The organism is Acinetobacter seifertii (genome assembly GCF_016064815.1).
Taxonomy (GTDB): domain Bacteria; phylum Pseudomonadota; class Gammaproteobacteria; order Pseudomonadales; family Moraxellaceae; genus Acinetobacter; species Acinetobacter seifertii.
Genome location: NZ_CP065820.1, coordinates 531,200 through 557,875 on the forward strand (window position 1 = coordinate 531,200; position 26,676 = coordinate 557,875).

Annotated in this window: 31 protein-coding genes; 15 read left to right on the forward strand and 16 right to left on the reverse strand. The window is 38.6% G+C overall.

Annotated features, from left to right (window positions below; all coding sequences use genetic code 11):
• Positions 1–149: 149 nt before the first annotated feature.
• From I8T81_RS02600 to I8T81_RS02615, 4 genes are all read left to right on the forward strand, one after another.
• Complete coding sequence (locus tag I8T81_RS02600; protein ID WP_198072050.1) at positions 150–545, forward strand: putative signal transducing protein; 396 nt, start codon at positions 150–152, stop codon at positions 543–545.
• Positions 546–673: 128 nt separating this feature from the next.
• Positions 674–1,027 (forward strand): GFA family protein, encoded by a 354-nt coding sequence (locus I8T81_RS02605; RefSeq protein WP_077164349.1) that lies wholly within the window; start codon positions 674–676, stop codon positions 1,025–1,027.
• 17 nt (positions 1,028–1,044) lie between these two features.
• Positions 1,045–1,608 (forward strand): DUF4256 domain-containing protein, encoded by a 564-nt coding sequence (locus I8T81_RS02610; protein WP_191107393.1) that lies wholly within the window; start codon positions 1,045–1,047, stop codon positions 1,606–1,608.
• Positions 1,609–1,744: 136 nt separating this feature from the next.
• Complete coding sequence (locus I8T81_RS02615; RefSeq protein WP_198072051.1) at positions 1,745–2,908, forward strand: acyl-CoA dehydrogenase family protein; 1,164 nt, start codon at positions 1,745–1,747, stop codon at positions 2,906–2,908.
• A gap of 43 nt (positions 2,909–2,951) precedes the next feature.
• Here the strand turns inward: I8T81_RS02615 and I8T81_RS02620 are convergent, their stop codons facing one another.
• Positions 2,952–3,452, reverse strand: a complete 501-nt coding sequence (locus I8T81_RS02620) for a GNAT family N-acetyltransferase (protein WP_019456601.1) — start codon at positions 3,450–3,452, stop codon at positions 2,952–2,954.
• Positions 3,449–4,048, reverse strand: a complete 600-nt coding sequence (locus I8T81_RS02625) for a TetR/AcrR family transcriptional regulator (protein WP_022575198.1) — start codon at positions 4,046–4,048, stop codon at positions 3,449–3,451. Before I8T81_RS02625 ends, I8T81_RS02620 begins: the two co-directional genes overlap by 4 nt.
• Here I8T81_RS02625 and I8T81_RS02630 point away from each other — a divergent pair.
• Genes I8T81_RS02630 through I8T81_RS02660 form a run of 7 tightly spaced genes read left to right on the forward strand, consistent with a single transcriptional unit; the run spans position 4,047 to position 12,607 of the window.
• Positions 4,047–4,214, forward strand: a complete 168-nt coding sequence (locus I8T81_RS02630) for a hypothetical protein (protein WP_198072792.1) — start codon at positions 4,047–4,049, stop codon at positions 4,212–4,214. The genes I8T81_RS02625 and I8T81_RS02630 overlap by 2 nt on opposite strands.
• A gap of 20 nt (positions 4,215–4,234) precedes the next feature.
• Positions 4,235–6,040 (forward strand): acyclic terpene utilization AtuA family protein, encoded by a 1,806-nt coding sequence (locus I8T81_RS02635; protein WP_198072052.1) that lies wholly within the window; start codon positions 4,235–4,237, stop codon positions 6,038–6,040.
• Positions 6,041–6,060: 20 nt separating this feature from the next.
• On the forward strand, positions 6,061–6,972 hold the full coding sequence (locus I8T81_RS02640) for an SDR family oxidoreductase (protein ID WP_198072053.1): 912 nt from the start codon (positions 6,061–6,063) through the stop codon (positions 6,970–6,972).
• A gap of 9 nt (positions 6,973–6,981) precedes the next feature.
• Positions 6,982–8,595, forward strand: a complete 1,614-nt coding sequence (locus I8T81_RS02645; protein ID WP_198072054.1) for an acyl-CoA carboxylase subunit beta — start codon at positions 6,982–6,984, stop codon at positions 8,593–8,595.
• Between the two features lie 42 nt (positions 8,596–8,637).
• On the forward strand, positions 8,638–9,795 hold the full coding sequence (locus tag I8T81_RS02650; RefSeq protein ID WP_198072055.1) for an acyl-CoA dehydrogenase family protein: 1,158 nt from the start codon (positions 8,638–8,640) through the stop codon (positions 9,793–9,795).
• A gap of 16 nt (positions 9,796–9,811) precedes the next feature.
• A complete protein-coding gene (locus tag I8T81_RS02655) occupies positions 9,812–10,648 on the forward strand; it encodes an enoyl-CoA hydratase/isomerase family protein (protein ID WP_198072056.1) in 837 nt (278 codons plus the stop codon).
• Positions 10,649–10,666: 18 nt separating this feature from the next.
• Positions 10,667–12,607 (forward strand): acetyl/propionyl/methylcrotonyl-CoA carboxylase subunit alpha, encoded by a 1,941-nt coding sequence (locus I8T81_RS02660; RefSeq protein WP_198072057.1) that lies wholly within the window; start codon positions 10,667–10,669, stop codon positions 12,605–12,607.
• Positions 12,608–12,653: 46 nt separating this feature from the next.
• Here I8T81_RS02660 and I8T81_RS02665 read toward each other — a convergent pair whose 3' ends face one another.
• The 9 genes from I8T81_RS02665 to rplM all read right to left on the reverse strand — a co-directional run bounded on the left by I8T81_RS02665 (position 12,654) and on the right by rplM (position 18,147).
• Positions 12,654–13,073: a roadblock/LC7 domain-containing protein gene (locus I8T81_RS02665; protein WP_019456609.1), complete on the reverse strand. Its 420-nt coding sequence runs from the start codon at positions 13,071–13,073 to the stop codon at positions 12,654–12,656.
• Positions 13,066–13,626: a GTP-binding protein gene (locus tag I8T81_RS02670; protein WP_019456610.1), complete on the reverse strand. Its 561-nt coding sequence runs from the start codon at positions 13,624–13,626 to the stop codon at positions 13,066–13,068. The genes I8T81_RS02665 and I8T81_RS02670 overlap by 8 nt, the downstream gene beginning before the upstream one ends.
• Positions 13,627–13,634: 8 nt before the next feature.
• Positions 13,635–14,600, reverse strand: coding sequence for a hypothetical protein (locus I8T81_RS02675; RefSeq protein WP_198072058.1), 966 nt, complete (start codon positions 14,598–14,600; stop codon positions 13,635–13,637).
• Positions 14,601–14,682: 82 nt separating this feature from the next.
• The gene (locus I8T81_RS02680) at positions 14,683–15,042 is read right to left on the reverse strand and encodes a roadblock/LC7 domain-containing protein (protein WP_198072059.1); all 360 of its coding nucleotides are present in this window, start codon (positions 15,040–15,042) and stop codon (positions 14,683–14,685) included.
• Between the two features lie 336 nt (positions 15,043–15,378).
• Positions 15,379–16,035 (reverse strand): hypothetical protein, encoded by a 657-nt coding sequence (locus I8T81_RS02685; protein ID WP_004704109.1) that lies wholly within the window; start codon positions 16,033–16,035, stop codon positions 15,379–15,381.
• Positions 16,036–16,052: 17 nt separating this feature from the next.
• A complete protein-coding gene (locus tag I8T81_RS02690; RefSeq protein ID WP_198072060.1) occupies positions 16,053–16,487 on the reverse strand; it encodes a ClpXP protease specificity-enhancing factor in 435 nt (144 codons plus the stop codon).
• Positions 16,488–16,493: 6 nt separating this feature from the next.
• Positions 16,494–17,147 carry a glutathione S-transferase N-terminal domain-containing protein gene (locus I8T81_RS02695; RefSeq protein ID WP_004704113.1) on the reverse strand — a complete coding sequence of 218 codons (654 nt, stop codon included), beginning with the start codon at positions 17,145–17,147 and terminating at the stop codon, positions 16,494–16,496.
• Between the two features lie 172 nt (positions 17,148–17,319).
• Positions 17,320–17,706, reverse strand: coding sequence for a 30S ribosomal protein S9 (gene rpsI / locus I8T81_RS02700; RefSeq protein WP_002048725.1), 387 nt, complete (start codon positions 17,704–17,706; stop codon positions 17,320–17,322).
• Positions 17,707–17,718: 12 nt separating this feature from the next.
• Positions 17,719–18,147, reverse strand: a complete 429-nt coding sequence (gene rplM / locus I8T81_RS02705; protein WP_002117832.1) for a 50S ribosomal protein L13 — start codon at positions 18,145–18,147, stop codon at positions 17,719–17,721.
• 182 nt (positions 18,148–18,329) lie between these two features.
• Here rplM and pdxA point away from each other — a divergent pair, with 182 nt between their 5' ends.
• Genes pdxA through I8T81_RS02720 form a run of 3 tightly spaced genes read left to right on the forward strand, consistent with a single transcriptional unit; the run spans position 18,330 to position 20,980 of the window.
• Positions 18,330–19,304 carry a 4-hydroxythreonine-4-phosphate dehydrogenase PdxA gene (gene pdxA, locus I8T81_RS02710; protein WP_019456613.1) on the forward strand — a complete coding sequence of 325 codons (975 nt, stop codon included), beginning with the start codon at positions 18,330–18,332 and terminating at the stop codon, positions 19,302–19,304.
• 23 nt (positions 19,305–19,327) lie between these two features.
• Positions 19,328–20,140 carry a 16S rRNA (adenine(1518)-N(6)/adenine(1519)-N(6))-dimethyltransferase RsmA gene (rsmA, locus tag I8T81_RS02715; protein WP_004704118.1) on the forward strand — a complete coding sequence of 271 codons (813 nt, stop codon included), beginning with the start codon at positions 19,328–19,330 and terminating at the stop codon, positions 20,138–20,140.
• Complete coding sequence (locus tag I8T81_RS02720) at positions 20,141–20,980, forward strand: symmetrical bis(5'-nucleosyl)-tetraphosphatase (protein ID WP_198072061.1); 840 nt, start codon at positions 20,141–20,143, stop codon at positions 20,978–20,980.
• 40 nt (positions 20,981–21,020) lie between these two features.
• Here I8T81_RS02720 and I8T81_RS02725 read toward each other — a convergent pair whose 3' ends face one another.
• From I8T81_RS02725 to hflX, 4 genes are all read right to left on the reverse strand, one after another.
• Positions 21,021–21,464 (reverse strand): DUF2147 domain-containing protein, encoded by a 444-nt coding sequence (locus I8T81_RS02725; RefSeq protein ID WP_198072062.1) that lies wholly within the window; start codon positions 21,462–21,464, stop codon positions 21,021–21,023.
• A gap of 83 nt (positions 21,465–21,547) precedes the next feature.
• Positions 21,548–22,222 (reverse strand): LrgB family protein, encoded by a 675-nt coding sequence (locus tag I8T81_RS02730; protein WP_198072063.1) that lies wholly within the window; start codon positions 22,220–22,222, stop codon positions 21,548–21,550.
• Between the two features lie 10 nt (positions 22,223–22,232).
• Complete coding sequence (locus tag I8T81_RS02735; RefSeq protein ID WP_019456617.1) at positions 22,233–22,604, reverse strand: hypothetical protein; 372 nt, start codon at positions 22,602–22,604, stop codon at positions 22,233–22,235.
• A gap of 42 nt (positions 22,605–22,646) precedes the next feature.
• Positions 22,647–23,981, reverse strand: coding sequence for a ribosome rescue GTPase HflX (gene hflX, locus I8T81_RS02740; protein WP_198072064.1), 1,335 nt, complete (start codon positions 23,979–23,981; stop codon positions 22,647–22,649).
• Between the two features lie 203 nt (positions 23,982–24,184).
• Here hflX and I8T81_RS02745 point away from each other — a divergent pair, with 203 nt between their 5' ends.
• Positions 24,185–24,994: a lysophospholipid acyltransferase family protein gene (locus I8T81_RS02745; RefSeq protein WP_002048714.1), complete on the forward strand. Its 810-nt coding sequence runs from the start codon at positions 24,185–24,187 to the stop codon at positions 24,992–24,994.
• Here I8T81_RS02745 and I8T81_RS02750 read toward each other — a convergent pair whose 3' ends face one another.
• Positions 24,995–26,620 carry a phospholipase D family protein gene (locus tag I8T81_RS02750; RefSeq protein ID WP_198072065.1) on the reverse strand — a complete coding sequence of 542 codons (1,626 nt, stop codon included), beginning with the start codon at positions 26,618–26,620 and terminating at the stop codon, positions 24,995–24,997. It lies immediately after the preceding gene.
• Between the last annotated feature and the right edge of the window lie 56 nt (positions 26,621–26,676).

The following is a 26,676-nucleotide window of genomic DNA, read 5'->3' on the forward strand; positions in this document are numbered from 1 at the left end:
ACACCCCGGTCTCGAAAGAAACCGGGGTGTTGCTTTATGCGTGGAATAAAAGCGGAAAGTTAATTACTGATCCTTTAAAGATTAAATTTAATTCAATTTATAAAGAAATAAAGCTATTCTGAAACTAATCACCTTATTATAAATTTAATATGCAATGGATCTTAGTTAAAACTTTTTCGTTTCCGTATGAGGCACAAATCGCAAAAACTCAATTAGAGGCTTTTGGAATTCCTGCTCGTATTGAAAATGAACATACAATTAATATGGACTGGTTTTATTCAAATGCATTGGGGGGAGTTCGTTTATTAGTTCTAGAAAAAGATGTTGATGATGCGAAAGCTTTCCTTGAAAAAGATTTTAGTGAAGACTTAGAGCAAGAATTTGGAAAAAATAAAGAGCGATGTCCTAACTGTGGAAGTTATGATATTGAAGCCTACACAAAAGGGAAAAAATCAGCCTTTATGGCTTTCATGTTCTTTGGTTTACCTTTGTTTTCTTTTAAAAATGGTAATAGATGCAAACAATGCCAATATTTTTGGAGTTAGTGATTGATAATTACTTCAATTTATTAGGGTTTATTATGAGGAAAAAGCCAAAATTGGAATTGGGTTGAAAATTGATCTATAACAAAGAATATTATAAAACTATAAAAAATTATAAAGGGAAGAATGTTATGGAATATAAAGGAAGTTGTCACTGCGGACAGGTGAAGTTTGTCGTAGAAGGTGAGCTAATAGAAGTTTTATCTTGTAATTGTTCCATTTGCCAAAAGAAAGGGTCTTTACTTTGGTTCCTACCCACTAATCAAGTTACAGTTACTTTAGATTCTCCTGATATTTTAGCGAATTACACTTTTAACAAGCATGTGATTAATCATCATTTCTGTAAAAATTGCGGTATTCATCCTTATGCTCAAGGTACAGATGCAGAGGGTAATTCTATCTTTGCGATTAATGTTCGATGTATAGACGACATTGACTTAGATAAAATAAAAATAAATTATTTTGATGGACGCTCAGTTCAATAATTATAAGGATTTATTCAATGACAACTAAAAAACAATTAACTTCAACAGAATTAGATTCACTGCTTGAACTATTAAAGAAGAGATTTGAAAAGAACACACATCGCCATAAAGAAATTGATTGGACAAATGTACGAGCTAAATTATTAGAATCGCCTGAAAAATTGTGGTCATTGCAAGAAATGGAAAATACTGGAGGAGAACCTGACGTTGTCTCTTACGATCAACATAAGGATGAGTATTTATTTGTTGATTGTTCTCCTGAGACACCCAAAGGTCGTAGAAGTCTTTGTTATGATCGAGAGGCTTTGGAGTCTAGAAAAGATCATCCTCCAAAAAACAGTGTAATAGATCTAGCTAATGAAATGGGAGCTGAGCTTCTCACAGAAGAGCAATACCATGATTTACAAATGTTAGAGGAGTTTGATCTTAAAACATCAAGTTGGCTTAAAACTCCTGATGAGATTCGACGGTTAGATGGAGCTATTTTTGCTGACCGACGTTATGGTCGGGTCTTCATTTATCATAATGGAGCACAGTCTTATTATGCTGTGCGTGGTTTTCGTTGCTGCTTAAGAGTATAGGCGTTGTGCATAAATAAAAATAATTCTGTTTGATGTTTTATGCCAAGAAAATGGAGATTCTTGCAACTTTTGATTGACTGTAAACATGACAAGATATGTTCAGGAATTAAATAAAAACATCAGGACATTTATAAACATGCAACTCAACCCAATTTACTATAATGAACAACACATTGCTTTTGCTGACAATGTTCGCCGATTTGTACAAAAAGAAATGGCACCTTTTGTTAATGAGTGGGATGAAGCTGAGACATTTCCTAGAGAGCTTTATAGAAAGGCAGCTGAAATTGGGCTATTGGGTTTAGGTTTTCCAGAAGAATATGGCGGGATTCCTGATGCAGATCCATTTTATTCATTACTCGCTGGTATTGAAATGGCAAAGGCAGGTTCTGGCGGTGTGCACACTTCACTCATGGTACATACAATCGGTGCCCCTCCCATTCAGCATTTTGGAAGTGAGGAGTTAAAGGCTAGAGTTCTCCCAGAGATTGTTTCTGGTAAAAAAATTTCTGCTTTAGCTATTACAGAACCTGGTGGTGGCTCGGATGTCGCTGCATTACAGACTAAAGCTATTCGTGATGGTGATTACTATATTGTCTCGGGTGAGAAGACGTTTATCACATCGGGAATTCGTGCAGATTACTATACTGTTGCAGTGCGTACAGACCCCACAAAAACAGGAGCTGAAGGTATTTCAATGTTGCTCGTTGATGCGCACAGTGAAGGAATTACTAAAACACCTTTAAAGAAAATGGGATGGTGGGCTTCTGATACAGCTCATTTGCATTTTGATCAAGTACGAGTACCTGCATCAAATCTGCTCGGCAAAGAAAACGCTGGTTTTAAAGTTATTATGAATAACTTTAATATGGAGCGGTTCTTCTTGGGAGTAGTGGCTTATGGGTATGCATTAGTCTGTTACGAAGAAGCTTTAGAGTGGGCGCAACAACGGAAAACTTTTGGTAAGAGATTAATTGATCATCAAGTGGTTCGTCATAAATTAGTAGATATGGCAACGCAATTAACCTCAACACGGGCATTGCTTGAAGAAACTGCATGGAAAATGACTCAGCCGAAGTTACAAGGACCTGAGTTGGTGGCACAAATTTCAATGCTTAAAAATGTTGCGACTCGCACTATGCAATTTTGTGCTGATGCAGCTGTGCAAACATTAGGTGGCATGGGTTTTATGCGAGGCACCAAGTCGGAACGTATTTACCGTGAAGTGAAGGTCAATATGATTGGTGGTGGTGCTGAAGAAATTATGAAAGATTTAATTAGTAAACAGTTAGGTTATTAATTTTAGAATAGGTTTTGCTTGTATAAACCATCTCATTCAGACTTTACTGAGATGGTTCTATCCATTTCTCATTTAAAATTGCCCAACGTTCATGATCTTTCCATGTTTTTCCGCCAATTCGAAGATATTGCCGAGAAAAACCTTCTTTAAAGAAACCTGCTTTGGCAACTAGTTGAATCGAGGGAATATTATCAGGTTGTATATTTGCTTCTAACCTATGCAAATTTAAATTTTCGAATGCTTCATTGAGTAATAATTTGAGACCTTGCGTCATGTAGCCATGACCTTGATAGGGATGAAATACTTCATAACCTAAATAGGCTGAATGAAAATGGCCACGTATAATATTTGAAATATTAAATGTTCCAGCAATAGCATGGTTTGTTCTTACACAAACAAAATAACGATGTTCTTGTTCTAAATATGTTTGAAAGTCAGCTGGTGGATATGCCCACGGTTGATGTAATTGAACACTACGTGCATAAGCTTCTTTAATTTCTGCAAGGTCATTTTTCTTGGGTTTACGTAAATAGACTAGACTCATTTTAATGCCATCTCCCAGACCATTTCGGTTAACTCATCAATTTTGACTTTACCCTCAGCTTTATACCAAGTTACGGTCCACGAAATTGCACCACCAACTAATCTTCGCCAAATAAAGGCATCATGCTTTACCTTGCCTTCAGTGCGTAATTTTTCAATAACATCCAACCAGATTTGCTCATATTCATTACGCATTTTTAAAAGATAATCTTGTTTTTCTTTTGATAGGGCAAACCACTCATAAACCAAAACAGCCATGGCTGCCCCTGTGTCTCCAGTAATTGAAATGAGTTCAGATTTAATAAGAGCACGAAGTTGTTGTTCTGGATCGGTAGATTGAGCTGCCGCATCTTGTAAACGAGCAAGATTGTAAATAATGGTTTCCTCCATCACGTGAGCGAGGATGTCATCTTTACTTTTAAAGTGGTGGAATAAGCTTCCCGACTGGATTCCAATAAATTGAGCAAGTTCGCGTACAGTAGTTTTGTCATAGCCTTGTTTATGAAATAGGTAGGCAGCCCCACGTAATAAACGACCACGCGGGCTGTCATCAAAGCAAGAGATATTTGGAATCTGTTCAATTGAAGTAGCAATCATGCGAAAGCCGGATCCTTTATATAAAAAATACTTAACAGAAAAGTTTGCCAAATCTCATCATGTTTTACCTGAGTTGTCGAGTTTGGCAGTTTTGGTCAATTTCACAATAACATTTTGCTCTTTACAAACCAAGCGCTTGCTTGGTAATGTTGAGTTTAATTTTTAAACAAAATAATGAGAAATAAAATGGCAAGTAATCAGCAGGATGATGAACGTGTCGTAAAAATAGGTTGTGCTTCAGGTTTTTGGGGAGACACCAATACTGCCGCTTTCCAATTAGTACATCTAACCGATATTAATTATTTGGTTTTTGATTATTTGTCAGAGATCACCATATCGATTATGGCAAAAGCGAAGATAGTGGAACCAAAGCATGGCTATGCTTTGGATTTTGTCAGCCGAGTCATAGCACCTCTACTTAAAAAAATTGCAGAGAAAAAGATTAAGGTGATTAGTAATGCTGGTGGTGTTAATCCACTGGCGTGTCGAGATGCCTTGCAAAAAATAATTAAAGAATATGGTCTAGATCTGAAAGTGGCTGTGGTGTTAGGCGATGATCTTTTAGCGCAGCATGAACAACTTAAGCAGCAAAATATTCAGGAAATGTTTAGCGGTGAAGCTTTGCCGGAACAGGTGGCAAGCAGTAATGCTTATTTAGGTGCGGTGGCTATTCGTGATGCTTTAAATTTAGGCGCAGATATCGTGATCACTGGCCGTGTGGTTGATTCTGCTGTGGTGCTTGCCCCTTTACTTCATGAGTATCAATGGTCTTTAGATGACTACGATAAGTTGGCACAAGGCTCGCTGGCAGGTCATGTCATTGAATGTGGTGCACAATGTACAGGCGGTAATTTTACCGATTGGCAATTGGTACAAGGTTTTGACAACATGGGTTTTCCAGTGGTTGAAGTGAGTGAGGATGGCTCATTTATTGTAACTAAGCCTCAAGGTACAGGTGGTCTGGTTTCTACTGCCACGGTTGCGGAGCAAATTGTTTATGAAATTAGTAATCCTCAAGCGTATTTACTACCCGATGTAATTGCTGATTTCAGCCACGTGCATTTAACGCAAGTCGGGGAGCATCGAGTTCGTGTGACGGGTGCAAAAGGACAAGCAGCGACTACACAATATAAAGTTAGTGCGACTTATCCAGATGGTTATCGGGTTTTAGTCAGTTTCTTAATTGCAGGACGTGAAGCACCACAAAAAGCGCAAGTCATTGCCGATGCGATTTTGACTAAGTGCGAACGTGTTTTAGCAATGCGCTCAGTGCCTCCATTTAGTGAAAAGTCTGTTGAGATTTTAGGTATTGAAAGTACTTATGGAGCACATGCTCAGGCTTTAAATAGTCGTGAAGTGGTGGTCAAAATAGCTGTAAAACACATGTTTAAAGAAGCATGTATGTTCTTTGCATCTGAAATTGCACAGGCTTCAACAGGTATGGCTCCAGCCTTGGCAGGAATTGTCGGAGGTCGACCAAAAGCATCTCCAGTGATTAAGTTATTTTCATTTTTAATTGATAAAAATCAGGTCAATGTCGAAATCGATTTTGATGGTAACCGCTATCCAGTTGAGATTCCTCAGGGCACTTCTATCGAGCAATTGAATACTCTAGCAGCGGGTGAAAGTGCGGTTTATCAAGGGAATGAAATTGAAGTTCCTTTGATTGAAATTGCGCATGCCCGTAGTGGTGATAAAGGCAATCATAGCAATATTGGTGTGATTGCGCGTAAAGCAGAATATTTACCATGGATTCGTGCAGCACTAACTGAACAGTCTGTTGCAAGCTATATGCAGCATGTCTTGGATGCTGAAAAGGGACGTGTAATTCGTTATGAGTTACCAGGTTTAAATGCACTGAATTTTATGTTGGAAAATGCCTTGGGTGGTGGGGGTGTTGCAAGCCTGCGAATCGATCCGCAGGGTAAAGCATTTGCACAACAATTATTGGATATGCCTGTTAAAGTTCCGGCACATCTTTTAGAAAAATAAAATGAATGGATGAAACAAAGATGAGTTATCAATCAATTTTTAGACCAGATGCTTTCGCTAATAAAGTAGTCATTGTGACAGGTGGCGGCTCAGGAATTGGCCGTTGTACGGCACATGAGCTTGCAGCCCTTGGCGCTCAAGTGGTGATTACAGGACGAAAAATTGAAAAATTAGAGAAAGTAAGCCAAGAAATTATAGAAGATGGTGGGCGGGTTCATTTCATTGTTTGTGATAACCGTGAAGAAGAACAAGTGAAAAATATGATTGCCGAAGTGATTGAGAAATTCGGCAAGCTCGATGGTCTTGTAAATAATGCGGGTGGCCAGTTCCCGTCAGCTTTAGAGAATATCTCTGCAAATGGTTTTGATGCAGTCGTGCGTAATAATTTGCACGCAACTTTCTATTTAATGCGTGAAGCTTATAACCAATGGATGGCAAAACATGGTGGCAGTATTGTCAATATGACTGCTGATATGTGGGGCGGTATGCCAGGAATGGGGCATTCTGGAGCTGCGCGTTCAGGGGTTGATAACTTAACTAAAACAGGATCGGTTGAGTGGGGCAAATCTGGCGTTCGTGTAAATGCGGTTGCACCGGGGTGGATTGTGTCATCTGGTATGGATAATTATAGCGGTGATTTTGCCAAAGTAATTATTCCAAGTCTTGCTGGCAATGTACCGCTAAAACGTATGGGAACTGAGTCAGAAGTATCGTCGGCGATTTGTTATTTACTGTCCGATGCTGCGGCTTTTGTTTCTGGTGTGACCTTACGTATTGATGGTGCTGCCTCACAAGGAACACGCATGTATCCACTAGCTGAGGCGACAAATAGTCAGTCTTATAATGGTTTCCATCGTGCATTTATTCCTGAAATTTTTAAAAAAGATAAGACTGAAAAAGTCGAGCAAAGCAATAATTTAGGCTCGGAGTGAGGAATAAAAATGACCATTCTCCAATCCGAAATTACTGTTGGTAGTGAACAGTATCAAAAGAATAAAGAGGCACTGCTTGCTCAGCTGAGTGAAGTCCGTGCAATTCAGCAAAAAAGCATTGATAAATCATATGTGGCTAAACCGAAATTCGATAAAAAGGGTAAGATTCTGCCGCATGAACGTGTACGGTTATTAGTTGATGCCGATTCACCTTTTGTTGAGCTGTGTGGTTTGGTTGGCTATAACATGCATGATGATAAAGATGGTTCAGAAGCGGGTGGTGGAGTAATTGCTGGCATTGGTTTTGTCAGTGGTGTGCGTTGTCTGGTCTCTGCAAGTAATAGTGCAATCAAAGGCGGAACCATGTCACCTATGGGTGTGCAGAAAACCTTACGCCTACAAAAAATTGCCTTAGAACAAAAACTCCCGTTAATTACATTGACTGAAAGTGGTGGCGCTAACTTAAATTATGCAGCTGAAGTATTTACTTATGGCGGTATGACCTTTGCTAATCAGGCACGTCTTTCAGCGGCAGGTATTCCACAGCTTGCAGTTGTTCATGGTAATGCAACGGCAGGAGGGGCTTATCAACCCGGTCTTTCGGATTATGTCATTGTAGTACGCAAACAAACCGAAATGCTTCTTGCAGGTCCACCTTTACTTCTGGCTGCCACGGGTGAAGTCGCTACAGCGGAGGAATTGGGTGGGGCTGAAATGCATGCACAGGTTGCCGGAACAGCAGAATATTTAGCTGAAAATGACGCTGATGGTATTCGACTTGCACGGGAAATTTTTGAACATCTGAACTGGAAAGAGCAAATCAAACCAGTTGAAACGACTTATAAAGAACCTCGTTACGATGCCGATGAACTGTTGGGGTTGATTCCAAATGACCCTAAACAACCATTTAACATGAAAGAAGTGGTTGCCCGTATTATTGATGATTCAGATTTTCTAGAATTTAAACAGGAATATGATGATTTAACGGTTTGTGGTTGGGCAAAGATTGGTGGATTACATATCGGTATTATTACCAATAATGGCCCAATTACACCTCAAGGGGCGGCGAAAGCAGCTCAGTTTATTCACCTGTGTGAGCAGACCAAGCGTCCATTATTATTCCTGCATAACACCACTGGTTTTATGGTGGGAACTGATGCAGAGCAAAATGGCATTATCAAACATGGCTCGAAACTTATTCAAGCTGTTGCCAATTGTACTGTACCTAAAATTTCGATTGTTGTGGCAGGCTCTTATGGTGCTGGTAACTATGCAATGTGTGGTCGGAGTTTATCGCCAGACTTTATTTTTGCATGGCCAAATTCGCATGTTGCTGTCATGGGATCTGCACAAGCTGGAAAAGTACTGCGTATTGTTGCCGAAGGAAAACAAAAAGCTTCTGGTCAGGAACCGAATCCGCAAATGCTCGATTTTCTTGAGCAAAGTACGGCTATGAAATTAGAGCAGCAATCTACCGCTCTTTTCAATACGGCCATGCTACATGATGACGGCATTATCGATCCGCGAGATAGTCGAAAATTATTAATTTTCCTTTTACAAACCATTTATGAAGCACATCAACGAGAGCTAAATCCAACTCGTTTTGGTGTGTCCCGTTTTTAATCAACCTTTACCGCAATTAAAAAAATTAATAGGAATAACACCATGAAATTTACTGCCGAACATGAAGCATTACGTCGTACAGCGCGTCAATTTGTTCAAAATGAGCTGAATCCACATATTCCAGAATGGGAAGCTGCGGAACGTTTCCCAATCCACGATGTATTTAAAAAGATGGGTGATCTTGGTTTATTGGGGATTTGTAAGCCTGAGGAAAATGGCGGTTTAGCGTTAGATTATTCTTATAACCTTGTAGTTGCAGAAGAAATTGGTTATGCAGCTTGTGGCGGGGTGCCTTTAGCCATTGGTGTACAAACGGACATGGCAACACCTGCTTTGGCCCGTTTTGGCAGTAAAGAATTACGCGATGAGTTTTTAACACCAGCCATTGCTGGGGAATATGTTGCCTCAATTGCAGTATCGGAAGTGCATGCCGGTTCGGATGTTGCTGCTATTAAAACCACAGCAAAAAAAGATGGCGATGACTATGTCATTAACGGCAGCAAAATGTGGATTACCAACTCATTGCAGGCTGATTTCTTCTGCCTATTGGCCAACACATCTGACGATAAACCACATGTTAATAAGTCGATGATTATTGTGCCAGCCAAAACTAAAGGGATTAGTTTTTCAGAGCCGTTAAATAAATTAGGGATGCGTTCAACGACCACAGCGCAGGTTTATTTAGACAATGTACGTGTACCTCAGCGTAACTTGGTTGGCGTTGAAGGTATGGGCTTCATGATGCAGATGATGCAATTTCAGGAAGAGCGCTTATGGGCATGTGCTAATGCGATTGGCGGTTTGGAAAATTTAATCCAAAAGACTATCGCCTATACCAAAGAGCGTACTACTTTTGGTCAACCCCTCATCAATAACCAATATATTCATTTTCGTTTTGCCGAACTCATGACTGAAGTGGAAGCGCTTAAAGCCTTAACCTACCAAGCGTGTGAACAGCATATTGCGGGTGAAGATGTGACCAAGCTGGCATCTATGGCAAAACTCAAAGCAGGTCGCTTAACCCGTGAAGTTGCCGATAGTTGTCTGCAATATTGGGGGGGTAATGGCTTTATGTGGGATAACCCTGCATCACAGTTATATCGTGATGGCCGTTTAGGCTCTATTGGCGGTGGTGCAGATGAGATTATGTTGGGGATTATCTGTAAGTTAATGGACATTCTACCTAAAAAGCAGAAATAAAAATAAGGAATACACCATGACACTTTCCTCATCTCTACAAGCTCTAGATATTGATGACAGCATTCAATTAGAACAAGACGGCAGTATTTTATATCTCTGGTTAAACCGACTAGAAAGCCGTAATGCCATGAACTTGAATATGGTCAATGCGATTCAACAAGTTTTCACTGCCATTCGCGATGACCTTTCAATTCGTGCGGTAATTATCCGTGGTGAAGGCGGAACTTTTTGTGCAGGTGGTGACATTAAAGACATGGCGGCTTTGCGTGTTGAAGTGACCAATGTCAGCAGTCTACAACCTTATGCTGACTTTAATCGCTGTTTTGGTGCCATGCTTGAGCAAGTTGAAGTTGCGCCGCAAACGGTTGTAGTGATTTTAGAAGGTGCTGTTTTAGGGGGGGGATTTGGGCTGGCATGTGTTTCGGATGTTTCGATTAGTCGTGACAATGCCCAGTTTGGTTTACCTGAAACGGGTCTAGGTGTGATTCCTGCACAAATTGCTCCTTTTGTGGTGAAACGTATTGGCCTGACTCAGGCGCGTCGACTTGCTTTAATCGGTATGCGTTTTGAAGGGCATACAGCATTAAGTGTCGGAGTTGTTCATCAAATTGCACATAATGAAATTGAACTTGAACAAGCTTTAGAGGAAACCATTCAACACATTAAACGAGCAGCTCCTCAAGCTTCGCGTGTGACTAAAGCGCTGTTACATCGAACGCTCAATGAACCTTTAAATGAATTGCTAGATGATGCTGCACAGCAGTTTGCTCAAGCAGTTGGTGGGGCTGAGGGACAAGAAGGGACAATGGCTTTTATCCAGAAACGTTTGCCAAACTGGGCTGATGAGTCATAAAAGATAAGGATAAAAATAATGAAATTTTCAAAAGTACTGGTTGCCAACCGTGGTGAAATTGCAGTTCGAGTCATGCAGACTGCTAAGGCAATGGGCTACCAAACTGTCGCAGTTTATTCTGATGCTGACTGTAAGGCTCGCCATGTACAAGAAGCAGATGAAGCTGTTTACATTGGGCCATCTAAAGTATCTGAGTCTTATCTCGCTATTACCAAAATTATTGAAGCTTGCAAAAAAACAGGTGCTGATGCGGTTCACCCTGGTTATGGTTTTTTGTCAGAAAATACTGAATTTGCTCAGGCCTGTATCGACAACCAGATTACGTTTATTGGGCCTACTGCTTCTGCAATTGAGTTAATGGGTAGTAAACGTCTCTCAAAAATTGCCATGATTGAGGCGGGCGTCCCTTATGTACCGGGCTATGAAGGTGACCGACAGGATCTCGAATACTTAGCAGGACAAGCCGAACAGGTTGGTTTTCCAATTATGGTCAAAGCTTCTGCGGGTGGTGGTGGTCGTGGAATGCGTTTGGTACAACAATCATCCGAATTGATTGAAGCTTTACAAACTGCGCGTTCAGAAGCTGAAAATGCATTTGGTTCAGGTGAGCTTATTTTAGAAAAAGCAGTCATTGCTCCGCGCCATGTCGAAATTCAGGTTTTTGGTGATACTCATGGCAATTATATTTATTTGTTTGAGCGTGATTGTTCAATCCAACGCCGCCATCAAAAAGTAGTTGAAGAGGCGCCGTGTCCAGTCATGACATCTGAACTACGTCAGCAAATGGGTGAGGCAGCTGTAGCAGCAGCAAAAGCATGTGCTTATGTAGGGGCCGGTACAGTTGAGTTTTTGCTTGATGCATCCGGTGCATTTTATTTCTTAGAAATGAATACACGCTTGCAGGTCGAGCATCCGGTAACCGAACTTATTACGGGGTTAGATTTAGTTGAATGGCAGTTACGTGTGGCGAATGGTGAACAATTGCCTTTGCAACAACATGAATTGATGTTAAACGGTCATGCAATCGAGGTGCGTTTGTATGCCGAAGACCCACGTCAGGATTTCTTACCACAAACAGGGAAGGTTTTACGATGGCAGCCTACAACTTTACCAAATGTGCGAATCGATCATGGCATGTTAGCAGCCGATGAAGTCAGCCCATTTTACGATCCGATGGTAGCAAAGGTGATTGCATACGGTAAAACCCGTGAGGATGCGATTCGCTTACTGGCTCGTGCCGTAGATGATTGTGTTTTGCTAGGTGTAAATAGTAATAAACAATTTTTGGTCAATTTATTACGTCATCCAGTTGTTGTTGCAGGAGATACTAATACTGCGTTCATTCAACAGCATTTTCAAAATGACAGCAGCTTACATAAGCAGGTTCTATGTTTAGAAACATTAGCGATTGCTGCGGCATTATTTAGTCAAAGTAAAAATACTACGATGTGGCAAACTGGGCTTGGCGTACCATTACCATTAAAGCTTAAATATGATGATCAGCAAATCCAATTGCAGCTTTCATCTGTAAATAACACATTCACGGCCCAGTTCTGTGATCAAACAGTTTGCATTGAAGTACTTGAGAGAACGCCAGATTACCTAGTTTATTTAATTAATGGTGTGCGTCGCCGTGTCCAATATGTATTAGATGGTGATCAGCTTTATTTAGATCGAGATAATGGCAATGTTGCAATTCGCAACGTAACTTATGCCGCTCCAGAAACAGTTGATGCGGCTGGTGATGGCAAAATTCGTGCACCAATGGATGGTGCTGTGGTTAATATTCTGGTGAATAAAGGCGATCAAGTGGTGAAAGGTCAGACCTTACTAGTGCTTGAAGCTATGAAAATCCAGCAGCAGATAAAATCTGATGTAGATGGGATTATTGAAGACGTTTTAGGCCAACAAGGGCAGCAAGTTAAAAAACGGCAAATGCTATTTAGTATCCAAGTATAAAAAAATACCGCTCTTATTGGGCGGTATTTTTTTATAGCCGTGTGGGTTATTCTCCATCTGCCTCTGCAATCACTTGGCTTGCTTTTTTTAGACTGTAAAGCAGTTGCCCTAAAAGTACATCTCTATTACTTAGGGTAACCATCACCATCGGGTGATGGATCGCTGGAATGGCCGTTAAAATGGCTTTGCCATTATCTGCATCTAAGGTGATGTTATTACAGCCGGTCAGTTGAATTTCTTTTAAAAATGCAGTGACCATTGCCAAAATAGAACTACTCACCGCAGCTAATTTAGTGGTGTTATGATAGTTCTTATGGCTGACTGTTGCTAATTCAAACCCATCTGAAGAACAAATCATCACAAAGTCTACACCACGTGTATTCATCAGAATTTTTTGGGCTTCACTTTTTGCAAGTTGTAGCAATTGTGTTGGAGCGGTTCGTTTTTGAACTGGAATACTAAGCATGATCTTTCCCTTGAGATGTTGCGCCTACCTTAACTTCAAGTGATGCAATTAATGATTCAACCATCATTGAAATGTGCTCTTGTTCTCTTGCATCAATAAAAAATAATGGATATTGAAGTTCATTTTCTGTTAACCAATTACGATACTGCTGAAGTGAAGATTCTTTATTTTCATCAATATGTGTAATACCAATCGCAATATTATTATTATAGTTTTTAAAGGTTTCCAAATAGCTTTCTAGCTCGCTAATAGCACTTGGGCTGTTATGATCTAACAGAAGAATAATACCGATTGCGCCTTCACAAATAACTGACCAGATAAAATCAAAACGGCTTTGTCCAGGTGTTCCATATAAGCCAATTTTAACTCCATCATCTAGTGTAATTTCACCGTAATCAATTCCGACTGTTGTTTGTGATTTTTGATGGCTTTCTACATCTGTATTAAATGCTTCTGTTCCTAAAATTGGAATTTCAGATAGCGATTTGATCGCTTCTGTTTTTCCCGCCCCCATACTGCCCGCAAAGACAATTTTATATTGCTGTATAATCATACTGTTCCTTAAAAACCAAAACGACGTCTAATTTTTCCTATGAAATTTTTAAAAAAATGACTTTCACTATTTGAGCCTTCTGAATTCGTTTGAGGAGCGTATGAACACTTATTTGCAGAAACATATTGTCCGTTATTTGCCATTAAGCAAGCCGTAATAAAACGTAGAATAACATCGATTGGTTGGTTAAGTTGTTTTGCTACATCAGTGACTTTTGCTCCCTGAATAAAGCAGGCAGAGAGCTGAAGGCTAATTTTTCTATATTCTTTTTGATAAGGTTGCGGCCAATGATCTATTTTGAAATAACCATCAGCCGAAGCTAAATTTTCAAATTCATTTGAATACCAGATGAGATTCCATAACCAGTCTTGTAAGTAATAACCTTTTTTACGTGAAACCTTTGTAAAGTCTGAGGTTTTGGCAAAAGAAAAATTAAAACTCATATTGGTATGTGCTTTTTGACGGGAAGGTTCTACCCAAGCAGTTTGAGTTCTATTATCAATAATGGCTAAGGTGCCTTTATCATCAAATAAATGTAATTTGGTATTTTCTGGGCTATGTAAATTTCTTATAAATTCTTCATCTATGATAGATATTTCATTTGATAAAACTGAGCCAGAACCAATAGCCGCATACTTTAAAGAAGATAATACATTTTTTTGTAGCCAAGATAGAAGGGGCTCTGACTTTTCTAAAGGAAAGTGTAAAGTATGTTCATATATAGAATTTCCATTTTGTGAAGGTGTTTTGGTAATTTTTAAATAAGGAATTTTTTTCTTTTGAAGAATATTTTGAATGTTATCTGCATCAAAAAAGTTTTCGTTAATGATTAATAAATCAATATTATTATTAGAAATGTTAACCCAATTAATCCCATATTGATTGGATATTAAATTTCGGATTAATATTTTTAATTCATCTGAAACTTTTAAGCTTAAACCTGAAACTGCAATATTTATGCAATGACTATCCATAGTATCATTTTAAGTTTTATTAAATAGTGTAGTGATTTTTTATGCTCTTTATAATTAATATAAAGAGCATAAATTAAATCAATTAGCTGAAGTCTAGCTCTTTTTCAAATGACTTTAACTCATGGCGAGCCATAGCCAAATTTGCTTTAGTACGATCAAGTACTAAATAAAGAAATAAGTTGTTATTACTCTCTAATGGACGAATTAAGTGATAAGCCTTACCCAATGTAATTAAAATGTCCTCAATATTGTCATTTAAATTCAATGCATTAGCGACATTTCTTTTTGCGCGAATGACTTCTGTATTTCCAGCAGCAGCCAATTCTAAATCAATTTCCCCACCGCCTTGAGTTGCAAGTGATAAACCACTTTCTGAATCAACAAGTGCAGATGCAACAAAACCATCAATTTCAGTTAAGCTATCTAAAGAAAGTTTAGCCATTTTTATCTCTCAGGATTATAAAATTATAGTTACCACTTTTTATTTAAAAGTAGTTAAAAATCATTATATTTCTACCCAAATTTAAGTCAATCAAACAAGTTTAAATTAAAATTGATGTTTGGGTAAGTAAGTGACCAAAAATGTCATATTATAAAAAATATTATAAGAAAATTTATGCATTATACTTTTAATATTGTGCTCAGGTTTGCATTATATAATTTTCATTCAAAATTTAATAATTGTAATAGAATGTTAAAATAATATGGGATAATAAATTATGTTTTTAAAATAAAAAAAGAGGAACTATTTGTTCCTCCTTTAATGTTTATGATGAAATTAAACAAGCTGAGTATAAATACAGTACAAATAACCCAAGATTGCTAAAGCAACTACAGGAGCAATGATCTTTGACCATGTAGGAACTGAAGTTTCGATTGTTTGTTCTTCAATATGCAAATCTTCGTGGGATGGTTGGGCTTGATGAACCATTTGGTTAAACTCCTTCATTGTTGTATCCAATGATAGCTCTTCTTGCTCAACAGGTTTAGAACCAATTAACTCTGTTAGGTGATTTGTTGACCAAACCCAGTCTTCGGCTTGGCCTGATAAATGTTCAACTTGACCTAAGATGAGCTCTTTCAATCCATTTTGACCGAACCCACCAGTGTCATCAAGCTGATTCAGCTCTGTTAACTGTAATGTGAGAATTTCAGAAATACTTTGTTCGAGCTCAGTATTTTTTAAAACTGATTGATTGTGTTTAGATGTAGTTAGATGGCGCGCTACTTCTTGAATATATAGTGGATCAGCAGTTTTTATTTCATTATAAATTTTACTATCATCTTGACGCCATAAGCTGATTAACTTGCCAAGTGTTAGCACGTTAACTTCATCAATCAGCTTATTCTTTTCATTTGCTGGATATTGATTTAAAAGCTGAGGCTTCTGAATTTTTATTTGCTCAGCAAAGTATTGGACTAAATCAAATGCCATACTTTATTCCTCTAAATTTAATCTAAAATTCTTAATGTTGGTTTTTTCTTGCTCGATGTTGTTTCAGTTGATTCTTGTACTTCTGGCTCGATTACATTTTCTGCAGGAGTGACATTGGCATATTCTTCTGGATCAAAGAATAAACCCTGACCATTTTCACGTGCATACAGGCCTAAAACAGCTTGAATAGGCACATAAATATTCTTGGAAACTCCACCAAACCGTGCTGAAAAAGTAATAGCATCATTGTTAATCAATAATTGATGTACAGCATGTGGAACAATGTTTAAAACGATTTGACCATCTTTGACAAATTGTTGTGGTACATCCGTATGTGGCTGTGTTGCATCAACAAGTAAATAAGGTGTGAGTTTGTTGTCGCAAATCCATTCATAGATTGCACGAGCAAGATAAGGACGTGTAGGGGTTAATTCAATAGTTTGCTCAGACATATCACACTATTCCATATTTAATTGTTCATTGTAACGGGTTTTCTCTTGGGCCGTCATTGATTTAACAAAAGAAGGGCGGCTAAAGATACGTTTACAGTACAAAAATATAGGCCGACACTGCTGCTTTGGTAAATCAATTCCCATGCTATTCAGCCTCACAAAAATTGGGGCGAGCATACAATCCAAAATTGAAAAATTTTCCGACATAAAGTACGGAAAATGCTGAAATAGTGGAGTAAGAGAAATTAAGGTCTCACGTAGTTCTTTTTGGGCTTTTTGTTTTTGTTCTACATTTAAAGTATCTACATGTTTGAGCATATGATCAGCCAATTTGAACCAATCATTTTCAAGACGCCAAATATATTGTCGTTGTTCTGCGCGTGCCATCGGCGCATCGGCGTAAAGTTTGCTCTGACGATATCGGTCATCAAGATATTCAGCAATAATGGGTGCTGAGAATAATTTCAGGTTTTGCTCAACGAGCATCGGTAATTGGTTATAAGGGTTTAGACTTGCTAAATCCTCATCTTCGTGATCAGTTATGATCAATTGATATTTAATTTGTTTTTCTGCTAATAAGAAACGAATCCAGTGAGAACGGAAATCATCAGCATGGCTGTAAAGGGTAATCCCCTGAATAGAGGTATTTTCGACCGACATATCACAAGACGACGTGGTTGAGTGAATCGATTAGAATACTAAAAATGCTCTAGGAAATCACGGTTCTAAAGAGATAGTTTTTATATTTATAAGTTCTTATCTGTTGGTTCTATTTTTATAATAAAAAAGCCTTGGAAAAATCCAAGGCTTTTTGTCCGATTCGGTAAACGAATTAACGTTTAGAGAATTGAGGACGTTTACGAGCTTTACGTAAACCAAGTTTCTTACGTTCAACTTCACGAGCATCACGAGTAACGAAACCAGCTTGACGTAGAACAGGTTTTAAAGTTTCGTCAGCAGCGATAAGCGCACGAGTAATACCGTGACGGATCGCGCCAGCTTGACCACCGATACCACCACCTTTAACAGTGATGTAAAGGTCAAACTTTTCAGTAACTTCTAAAAGTTCTAAAGGTTGACGAACAACCATACGAGCAGTTTCACGACCGAAATATTGCTCTAAAGTACGGTTGTTAATAACGAGTTTGCCTGTACCAGCTGACAAGAAAACACGTGCAGTTGCGGTCTTACGGCGACCTGTACCATAATTAGTAGCCATGTGCTGTATCCCTTAGATGTCCAAAACTTGTGGCTGTTGAGCAGCATGCGGATGCTCAGTACCAGCGTACACTTTCATTTTTTTGATCATTGCATAACCAAGAGGACCTTTTGGTAACATGCCTTTAACCGCTTTTTCAAGAACAGCTTCAGGTTTGTGAGCAATTAACTTCTCGAAGTTAGTCTCACGGATACCACCAGGGAAACCAGTATGGCGATAATATTTCTTATCAAGTGATTTTTTACCAGTCACTTGAACTTGTTCAGCATTAATCACAACGATGTAATCGCCAGTGTCAACGTGAGGAGTATAAGAAGTTTTATGCTTACCGCGTAAACGACGAGCGATTTCAGTCGCAAGGCGACCTAAAGTTTTGCCAGAAGCATCAACAACATACCAGTCATGTTGAACTTCAGCTGGCTTAGCGCTGAGAGTTTTCATTAAACCACTACCTATTATAGTTGGTTTGGACTATGGAATCTGTCCAAACAAAAGGAGCGAGCATTCTAAACGAGTTTGTCCAAAGTCACAAGAAAAATCCAGTTTAAGGTAGATAATTTAATCCCTAATCCGATGAATGTAGGATATGTTAAAATAATTCAAATTCTAGAAATGTTTCGGGGGTGATTGTGCTGCCTTTATATGTCACTTCCGGTGAGCCTGCCGGTATTGGTCCAGATATTTGTTTAAGTCTGGCGAAACGAGTTGATGAACGTCCTGTTGTTGTTTTAGCTGACCGAAATTTATTGCAACAACGTGCTCAAAAGCTTGGCTTGGATATTAAGTTTTTAGAGTATACCGGACAGACTCAATCATCTTTGCAAGGTGAGCTTTATATAGAGCATGTTGCATTAAAAACAGAAGTCACTGACGGTCAATTAGACCCAGCTAATGCTGCTTATGTATTAGAGCAACTACGTCGCTCAGCTGATTATGCAATGTCAGGTAAAAGTGTAGGTGTAGCTACTGCGCCCGTGCAAAAATCGGTCATTAATGATGCAGGAATTTTATTTAGTGGTCACACCGAATATTACCAAGAGTTTGCAGGTGTAGAGCGTGTTGTCATGATGCTCGCCACTAAAACCTTGCGAGTTGCTTTAGCGACTACACATTTACCTTTAAGAGATGTAGCAGATGCGATTACCAAACAACGCTTGCATCAAGTAATAGACATCTTGCTTCATGACTTAAAAACTAAGTTTAAAATTACCGATCCAAGGATTTTGGTGTGTGGCTTAAATCCTCATGCGGGTGAAGATGGTTACTTAGGCCGTGAAGAGATTGATACTATTAATCCGGTACTCGAGAGTTATCGATCTCAAGGCATTAAAATCAGTTTAAGTATGCCAGCAGACACTTTATTTACTCCTGAACATCTTAAAAATGCTGATGCTGTTCTTGCCATGTACCATGATCAAGGCTTACCTGTGCTAAAATCACAAGGTTTTGGTGAAGCAATTAATATCACATTGGGCTTACCGTTTATTCGTACTTCGGTCGATCATGGTACTGCTCTGTCTTTAGCTGGGACAGGTTTGGCAAAAAGCTCAAGTTTAAATGTCGCTGTCGATTTAGCTTTATCTTTGGCAGCGAGTTAAATTTTTCATGTTGGAAATGTTCTATGTATCAAATTAATGCCCTAAACCCGAAAGATGAAGGGCATAAAGCTCGTAAACGTTTTGGTCAAAACTTCTTACATGATCAGCGAGTCATTGCCAAAATTGTACGCTCTGTCAATCCGCGTACAGGCGATAATATTGTTGAAATTGGTCCGGGCTTGGCTGCATTAACTTCTCCTTTAATTGGAGAGTGTGATGCTTTAACAGTTGTTGAGTTAGACCGTGACTTAGCAGCGGGTTTGCCAGAGCGTGTTCCACATCCAGAACGTTTAACTATTGTAGAAGCTGATGCATTAAAATATGACTTTAGTGAACTCGTAAAAGATGGTCGACCATTACGTGTAGTAGGCAATTTACCTTATAACATTTCAACACCACTACTTTTTCATCTCTTAGAATTTGGTAGCAAAGTCAAAGATATGCACTTTATGCTGCAAAAAGAGGTGGTTGATCGTATTACTGCTGAACCAAATACAAAAGAATATGGTCGTTTATCGGTAATGATTCAATATTATTGCCAGCCTACATTTTTATTTGAAGTTCCTGCAGGCGCATTTAATCCACCGCCAAAAGTAACGAGTGCAGTATTCCGTTTAGTTCCTTACGAACAAAAACCGATTGTCGCAAAAGATGAGAAAGCTTTAGCTCGTTTGGTAGCACATGTGTTTACTCAGCGCCGTAAAACCCTAAGAAACAGCCTTAAAGGTATGTTGGCAGAAGATGGCTTTGAGAAAGCAGGCGTTGACCCAATGGCTCGTCCAGAAACTCTGACACTTGCCGAGTTTGTCGCTTTGGCAGATCAAATGGTGGCATAAATGACCAAGCGCTATAACTATATCATTGGAGATGTTCAAGGTTGTTTTGAAGCACTCAAAGCATTGCTGAAGGAAATACGTTTTGATCCTGACCAAGATTTTATTTGGTTCGCTGGTGATTTAGTTGCACGTGGAGAAAATTCTGTAGGTGCACTTCGTTTTATTAAAAAACTAGCCGATCGTGGCGCAGCTGCAACCGTCTTAGGTAATCATGATTTAACACTGGTTGCTGGTGCTCGTGGTCTTAAAGAAATTAAAGAGAAAGATCGTACACAGGATGTTATTGATGCTGTGGATGGTGATGAACTCATCGACTGGCTACGTAAACAGCCATTATGTTTATTTCCAAATGAACAAACTGTGCTAACACATGCTGGTATACCTTGTATTTGGGATGCAAAAAAAACGGCTGCTTTAGCGAAAGAAGTTGAAGCTGTATTCGCACATGATGATCTGTCTGTATTAGATGCTTTTTTAGCTGAAATGTATGGTTCAAAACCAGATCTTTGGACAGATGACTTAACTGGTAATGCCCGTCTACGCTGTATTACCAATTATTTAACACGCATGCGTTTAACTAATGCAGAAGGTACTTTGGAATTTAGTTTTAAAGATACTTTAGATGCACCTATGCCAGAAGGTTATTTACCTTGGTTTGAATTTCCAAGTAAAGCTGCACAAACACATCAAGTATTCTTTGGTCATTGGGCTGCTCTAGAAGGCAGAACAATCAGTGAACATATTCAGAACGTAGATGGTGGCTGTGTGTGGGGTAAAAACTTAATTGCTTATCGTCTTGAAGACCAGCAAAGTTTTTCAGTAGTTAATCCTGTCATGTAATAAAAAAAGCCGCATAAGCGGCTTTTTTCTTTTTTAAGATTTATTCTAGGCGAATCCAGATTTGATTGCGGCCTAAAGCTGAAACTCCAAGATAACCACGCATGTGTAGACGGTTACCATTTGCACTGAGTTTGGCTTTTAATCCGTAAACTTTGCCAGTATTTGGATCTAGAATTTTACCACCAGTGTAGGTTGTGCTATCCACTTGTTTTAAACCAGTCGCGATATCTAAACCTACAATATGCTTATTGGTATAAGGCGCTGGGCAGTTATCACAAATTTCTTTTGGTGTATAACCCGGACGCGGTGTAATTTTTACAACTTTTCCTGAATAAGTACCATTTGCCTCTTTTCGTATTTCTACATGAGCCTTAGGCGTACCAGTTTTATCGTCAATCGTTTGCCACATACCAGTAATATCAGCCGCAAAAGTAGCTGAATTTATCCCCAATAAGAGCATCGCTCCAACAAAAAAATTCCCCATAATCAAAAATCCTTTTAGATTTGAAAAGATCATCTTATTTCTAATTGATCACTGGTTCAATGTTTATTTGAACTACTTTTTGATCAGGAAATTCCTACAGATAACATGAAAGTCGGTAGCCATATGGCGGTAAATACACCATTTAAAGCCATACCAAAAGCGGCATAACGACCCGCAACAGGGCCACGTTGCCAAGCTTGAGCTGTTCCAATAGCATGTGCGGCTAAACCTAGAGCTAAACCTGATGCTCTTTCATCATGAATATGCTTAAGTAAAAATGGTGAAAATGCTGCACCTATAACTCCTGATAAAATCACAATTAACGTGACTAATGTTTCAGGGGCATGTAATAAAGTTGCGATGTTTAAAGCAATAGGTGTAGTTACAGCGCGTGTAGCAAAAGCCAGAATAGTAGGCTCAGACATATGCAATAAATAAGCGAGTCCCATGGGTAAAGCAACGGCGCTAATACTTGCAAAAAACAAAATTCCAATCACCGATTTAAGAGGTAGATCGTCATATCGCATTGCAGCCAACGGTATCGCTAAAGCAACTGTGACATAACCCAGTAGATGGCTGAATAAATCATTTACATAAAGTCGGTATTCTTCATAAGGAACTTTCAAGATTGACAATAAACCAATCACAATAAACATACCGAAAACTAAGAGAGGGACTTGAGGAATACGGCGATTTAAAGGTTTTGCACAAAGATAGCCAACTAGAGTGATCACAAATCCATATAAAATCATAAACATTTTATTCTCCTTATAACCAGTGTTTGGCCATTTTTGCATAGACCCACAGAGGGATAAGGGTGCTCACCACTAGTACAAAGAGAAATAAAGGAATTTCTTTGCCCATATGCACCAGCATAATTAATGATCCTGCACAAATAGGTAAAAAAGCAAAACCACTTTCTTTCATAATTTTATTGTTGGTGTCGACTAGTCTTAAAGGAATTTTCTTAAACTTGCGCCAAACGAGCAAAATGATGAGTAAACTAATTAAACCGACTAAGTTTCCTAATTCTGGATGACCAAAAGTACGCATAACGACGACTGAGCCTTCACGAAAGCCGATAATAAGTAGAAAAGTTCCTACCCATGCTGCCCAATCTATACTTTTGATCTTATCCATATTTTTTATCTCTAAAAGTTTACTTATCAAGTTTTAACTGATCTAGTTCTTGATTTCAAACTCTTCCAGTGGTCGTTTAAACTGACTCGCTCGTTCACCTAATATCTCATCTATAGGTAATTTGGCTTGGCGAATTAATTGCTCGAGCTTATGAGGGGCTATTCGTATATCAATATGTAATAGCCCTTCATCATCATAATGTTCAGATTCGATAACGTTTAAAGCATAAAGTTGGGTACGCAATTTGCCATAAGCAGGTTTAAGTATTAATGAGAATTGTTGAAGTTGTCCCATTAAACATTCTTGAACAGCTTGACGTAGTAAATCTAGACCTAAACCTGAATGTGCAGATACATAAACGCGATCAGGAACATGAGGCTCTGAATAAACAATTTTGGCCTCTTCACCACTTAAATCGATCTTGTTGTAAACACGAAGGACAGGGGCATCTGCGCCAATTTCTTTTAACACACCTTCAACAGCTTCAATCTGATCCAGCATTTCATGGCTACTGCTATCAATTACATGTAAGAGTAGTGTTGCCTCAAGCGTTTCTTCTAAAGTTGCCTTGAAAGACTCAACTAAATCATGTTGTAGGTTTCGCACAAAACCGACAGTATCTGCGAGCACAACAGTACCAATACCATCCCATTCTAAACGACGTAAGGTTGGATCAAGTGTTGCAAACAGTTGGTCGGCTGCATATACATCACTTTTCGCTAAAATATTAAATAGAGTAGATTTACCAGCGTTGGTATAACCCACTAAAGATACGGTTGGAATTGAGGCTTTTTGTCTGGCTGCTCGTCCTTGTATACGAGTTTGGTGGACTTTCTCTAACTTGTCTTTTAACTGAGTAATACGTACACGAATGAGGCGACGGTCTGTTTCGAGTTGTGTTTCACCAGGACCACGTAAGCCAATACCACCTTTTTGTTGTTCAAAGTCAGCAGACCAACCACGAATCAGGCGAGTTGATAAATGTTTAAGCTGAGCAAGTTCGACTTGTAATTTACCTTCATGCGTGCGGGCACGTAGGGCAAAAATATCTAGAATTAAACCAGTACGGTCAATGACTCGACATTTTAATATTCTTTCTAAATTTCGTTCTTGAGCGGGTGATAATGCATGATCAAAAATAACCAGCCCAGCTTCTAATTCTTGAACTTTCTCTGCTATTTCACCGACTTTACCTGAACCAATAAAAAATTTAGGATTTGGCTTATTACGTTGTACTTTAACGTGCTCAAGAATATCCGCACCAGCAGACTGTGCAAGTAGAGCAAACTCTTCGGCATCCAGATCATCTAATAATTGTACAGACACACTCACCAATATTGTGCGCTCACCGCCTTGATGCCGATCAACATATTCCACGTGGTTATAAATCCTGAAAAGGCTAAAACTTTATTCTAGTGGAAACTTGAGTAAAAGGGGAAAGGGTTTGCTCTTATCCTTTATATTATCTACATACATTTTATTTTTTATTTGCTTCTATCGCATAGCGATGCAAGTTTATTCCGAAACGTATAGAATGGCTCGAGATGGGTATAACAATGATTGATCGTTAGTGAAATTTTATGGCTCAAACGCAAAGTATAGTGAATTCAACATTAAAGAAATTTTCAAAAATAGGTTTATACGGAAAAAAAGTTACTTCAGCGACAGCGGCAATCAGTGAAGGTTTTTACTTAGTTTATCGTCATGGACTTTATAAAGATCCAAATAACCCTGTTAACACACGATACGTCCAATATTTTTGCCGCCGTTTATGTAAAGTCTTTAACCTCGATGTTCAAGTGCATGGCACCATTCCGAGAGAACCGGCTTTATGGGTAAGTAATCATATATCTTGGCTTGATATTGCTGTTTTAGGTTCAGGTGCGCGTGTATTCTTTTTAGCGAAAGCCGAAATAGAAAATTGGCCTATTCTTGGCAACTTAGCAAAAGGCGGTGGCACTTTATTTATTAAGCGTGGGTCTGGTGACTCTATTAGAATTAGAGAGCAAATTGCTGGGTTCTTAAAACAAAATATTCCAGTTTTATTCTTCCCAGAAGCGACTACTACAGATGGTCATTCTGTTAAAAAAGTTCATGGTCGTTTACTCGGGGCTGCTATTGAAGCAGAGCGTCCGGTACAGGTATGTTTAATCTGTTATGTAAATCGTCATGGCGAATTAGATACCGTTGCACCATTTATTGGGGAGATGTCTTTTGTTGAGCATATTCAGCGTGTGCTAGAAATGCCGAAAGTAACGGCTCATTTATTAACATTGCCTCCTATCTCGGTAGAAGGACATGATGTAAAAAGTTTAACTCAAGAAGTCCAACAAAAAATGGTAGAAGGTTTGGCTCAATTACATCAAAAAGTACTTAAGCCAAAAAGTTAATTACATAAAACCTTCGAGAGGCAGCCATGAAAGAAACTTCATGCCTGCCTTTTGCCACCATTTCATTTCTGGCTCTTTTCTATAAATGACAGGGCCTTTTGAAGTTTCTTGTTGCCAATAAATATTATTATTCGGATCTAGTTTTAATTTATAAGCATACTTATTTAAATTTTCATCCATCGTATGGTGAATTGTTTTAGCCAGTGATGGGCTATCTAAAATTACACCAATTTCAGTATTTAAATAGGCTGAACGTGGGTCAAAATTAAATGATCCAATAAAAACCTGTTCATCTAAAGCCATGAGTTTAGTATGTAAACTTGAGCGACTTAAACCTTTCATGTTTACTTTTGCTTTGGTTGCCAACTCATCCGTATTTTTATTTAAATTACGTTTATCTGGAGTTGGTAAAAACTCATAAAGTTGTACGCCGTTTTTCAAAAGCTCTTTTCGGTATCGACCATAAAATGCATGAACCACAGCAACATCATTGGCTTTAAATGAATTTGTTAAAACACGAACTTCTACCCCTTCTTTGGCGAGGGTACTTAAAATTTTAGCGCCTTGCTTTTCAGGAATAAAATAAGCAGAAATCAAATCAACATTGCTTTCTGGTTTTTCCAAATGATTAATCAATTGGAAATTCAAATGCTCTTCTTTTTTTGCTTTTGACTTAATTTTATCAGGGGAGTCTTTTACAACTTCTGCCTTCACCCAGTCAAACTGAATGTTATGGTCTAACCATTTATCAAAAGCATGCGATCTAGACGTTAAATTGAGAAAGTTTTGAACAGTTGCCTGTTGATAATGAGCATCGAGTTGTTCTTTTAAACTTTCATAGCGTAAACGGTGTTGTTGAGCACTAACAATGCTCTGGACCGAATAGGCATATTCATGATTCCAGTAATCATCAAAAGAATTTACGATGTCATCAACAGCAGCACCGACTAACATGACATCAACATCAGAAAATTGGTAATTATCACTGACGTTATAATATTGATTTGTCATATTACGCCCACCAATGAGCGCCACCTGATTATCAGCAATAAAGCTCTTATTATGCATACGACGATTGATACGCTTTAAGTCTAAAATCATATCCATCGCGCGGTATTCGCGAAAACGGTAAGGGTTAAATAATTTAACTTCAATATTTTTATGCTGAGAAAGGGCCAGTAAAACCCCTTCCATTTTTTTAGCGTTATTATCATCAATCAATAAACGTACTTTAACGCCACGATCTGCAGCACGAATAATCGCATGTAACGCTAAAGCGCCGACCTTGTCATTATCCCAAATATAATATTGTAAATCTAAAGTCTTTTCGGCTTTATCAATCAACCTTAAACGAGCCGCAAGTGCTTCTAAGGGATCATTTAACAGATGATAACCCGTTAAATTTGGATTTTGTTCCCGCAAAGGTGTAATAATTTTTGCAAGTGAAGTTTGAGATGTATCGATATCCCGTGCATATTCAATAGGTTCTGCACGATGTTTGGGTAAAGTGCTACAACCTGTCAAAGTCACAGCAAAACTTGAACAGACAACTAAAGAAGCTTTGATCAAAAAGCCTTTAGCCTGTTGATGAGTTTGAAGCTGTTTGGAATGAAAGGATTGTGCCATAATCAATACATACGATAAGGTGAGCTAGAGTATAATTCGTGCATATTGAAAGATAA

Bases quoted from the DNA above. Each gene is read 5' to 3' on its own strand.
- I8T81_RS02600 (WP_198072050.1), top strand. From the start codon at position 150: ATGCAATGGATCTTAGTTAAAACTTTTTCGTTTCCGTATGAGGCACAA.
- I8T81_RS02605 (WP_077164349.1), top strand. From the start codon at position 674: ATGGAATATAAAGGAAGTTGTCACTGCGGACAGGTGAAGTTTGTCGTA.
- I8T81_RS02610 (WP_191107393.1), top strand. From the start codon at position 1,045: ATGACAACTAAAAAACAATTAACTTCAACAGAATTAGATTCACTGCTT.
- I8T81_RS02615 (WP_198072051.1), top strand. From the start codon at position 1,745: ATGCAACTCAACCCAATTTACTATAATGAACAACACATTGCTTTTGCT.
- I8T81_RS02620 (WP_019456601.1), bottom strand. From the start codon at position 3,452: ATGAGTCTAGTCTATTTACGTAAACCCAAGAAAAATGACCTTGCAGAA.
- I8T81_RS02630 (WP_198072792.1), top strand. From the start codon at position 4,047: ATGCGAAAGCCGGATCCTTTATATAAAAAATACTTAACAGAAAAGTTT.
- I8T81_RS02625 (WP_022575198.1), bottom strand. From the start codon at position 4,048: ATGATTGCTACTTCAATTGAACAGATTCCAAATATCTCTTGCTTTGAT.
- I8T81_RS02635 (WP_198072052.1), top strand. From the start codon at position 4,235: ATGGCAAGTAATCAGCAGGATGATGAACGTGTCGTAAAAATAGGTTGT.
- I8T81_RS02640 (WP_198072053.1), top strand. From the start codon at position 6,061: ATGAGTTATCAATCAATTTTTAGACCAGATGCTTTCGCTAATAAAGTA.
- I8T81_RS02645 (WP_198072054.1), top strand. From the start codon at position 6,982: ATGACCATTCTCCAATCCGAAATTACTGTTGGTAGTGAACAGTATCAA.
- I8T81_RS02650 (WP_198072055.1), top strand. From the start codon at position 8,638: ATGAAATTTACTGCCGAACATGAAGCATTACGTCGTACAGCGCGTCAA.
- I8T81_RS02655 (WP_198072056.1), top strand. From the start codon at position 9,812: ATGACACTTTCCTCATCTCTACAAGCTCTAGATATTGATGACAGCATT.
- I8T81_RS02660 (WP_198072057.1), top strand. From the start codon at position 10,667: ATGAAATTTTCAAAAGTACTGGTTGCCAACCGTGGTGAAATTGCAGTT.
- I8T81_RS02665 (WP_019456609.1), bottom strand. From the start codon at position 13,073: ATGCTTAGTATTCCAGTTCAAAAACGAACCGCTCCAACACAATTGCTA.
- I8T81_RS02670 (WP_019456610.1), bottom strand. From the start codon at position 13,626: ATGATTATACAGCAATATAAAATTGTCTTTGCGGGCAGTATGGGGGCG.
- I8T81_RS02675 (WP_198072058.1), bottom strand. From the start codon at position 14,600: ATGGATAGTCATTGCATAAATATTGCAGTTTCAGGTTTAAGCTTAAAA.
- I8T81_RS02680 (WP_198072059.1), bottom strand. From the start codon at position 15,042: ATGGCTAAACTTTCTTTAGATAGCTTAACTGAAATTGATGGTTTTGTT.
- I8T81_RS02685 (WP_004704109.1), bottom strand. From the start codon at position 16,035: ATGGCATTTGATTTAGTCCAATACTTTGCTGAGCAAATAAAAATTCAG.
- I8T81_RS02690 (WP_198072060.1), bottom strand. From the start codon at position 16,487: ATGTCTGAGCAAACTATTGAATTAACCCCTACACGTCCTTATCTTGCT.
- I8T81_RS02695 (WP_004704113.1), bottom strand. From the start codon at position 17,147: ATGTCGGTCGAAAATACCTCTATTCAGGGGATTACCCTTTACAGCCAT.
- rpsI (WP_002048725.1), bottom strand. From the start codon at position 17,706: ATGGCTACTAATTATGGTACAGGTCGCCGTAAGACCGCAACTGCACGT.
- rplM (WP_002117832.1), bottom strand. From the start codon at position 18,147: ATGAAAACTCTCAGCGCTAAGCCAGCTGAAGTTCAACATGACTGGTAT.
- rsmA (WP_004704118.1), top strand. From the start codon at position 19,328: ATGTATCAAATTAATGCCCTAAACCCGAAAGATGAAGGGCATAAAGCT.
- I8T81_RS02720 (WP_198072061.1), top strand. From the start codon at position 20,141: ATGACCAAGCGCTATAACTATATCATTGGAGATGTTCAAGGTTGTTTT.
- I8T81_RS02725 (WP_198072062.1), bottom strand. From the start codon at position 21,464: ATGGGGAATTTTTTTGTTGGAGCGATGCTCTTATTGGGGATAAATTCA.
- I8T81_RS02730 (WP_198072063.1), bottom strand. From the start codon at position 22,222: ATGTTTATGATTTTATATGGATTTGTGATCACTCTAGTTGGCTATCTT.
- I8T81_RS02735 (WP_019456617.1), bottom strand. From the start codon at position 22,604: ATGGATAAGATCAAAAGTATAGATTGGGCAGCATGGGTAGGAACTTTT.
- I8T81_RS02745 (WP_002048714.1), top strand. From the start codon at position 24,185: ATGGCTCAAACGCAAAGTATAGTGAATTCAACATTAAAGAAATTTTCA.
- I8T81_RS02750 (WP_198072065.1), bottom strand. From the start codon at position 26,620: ATGGCACAATCCTTTCATTCCAAACAGCTTCAAACTCATCAACAGGCT.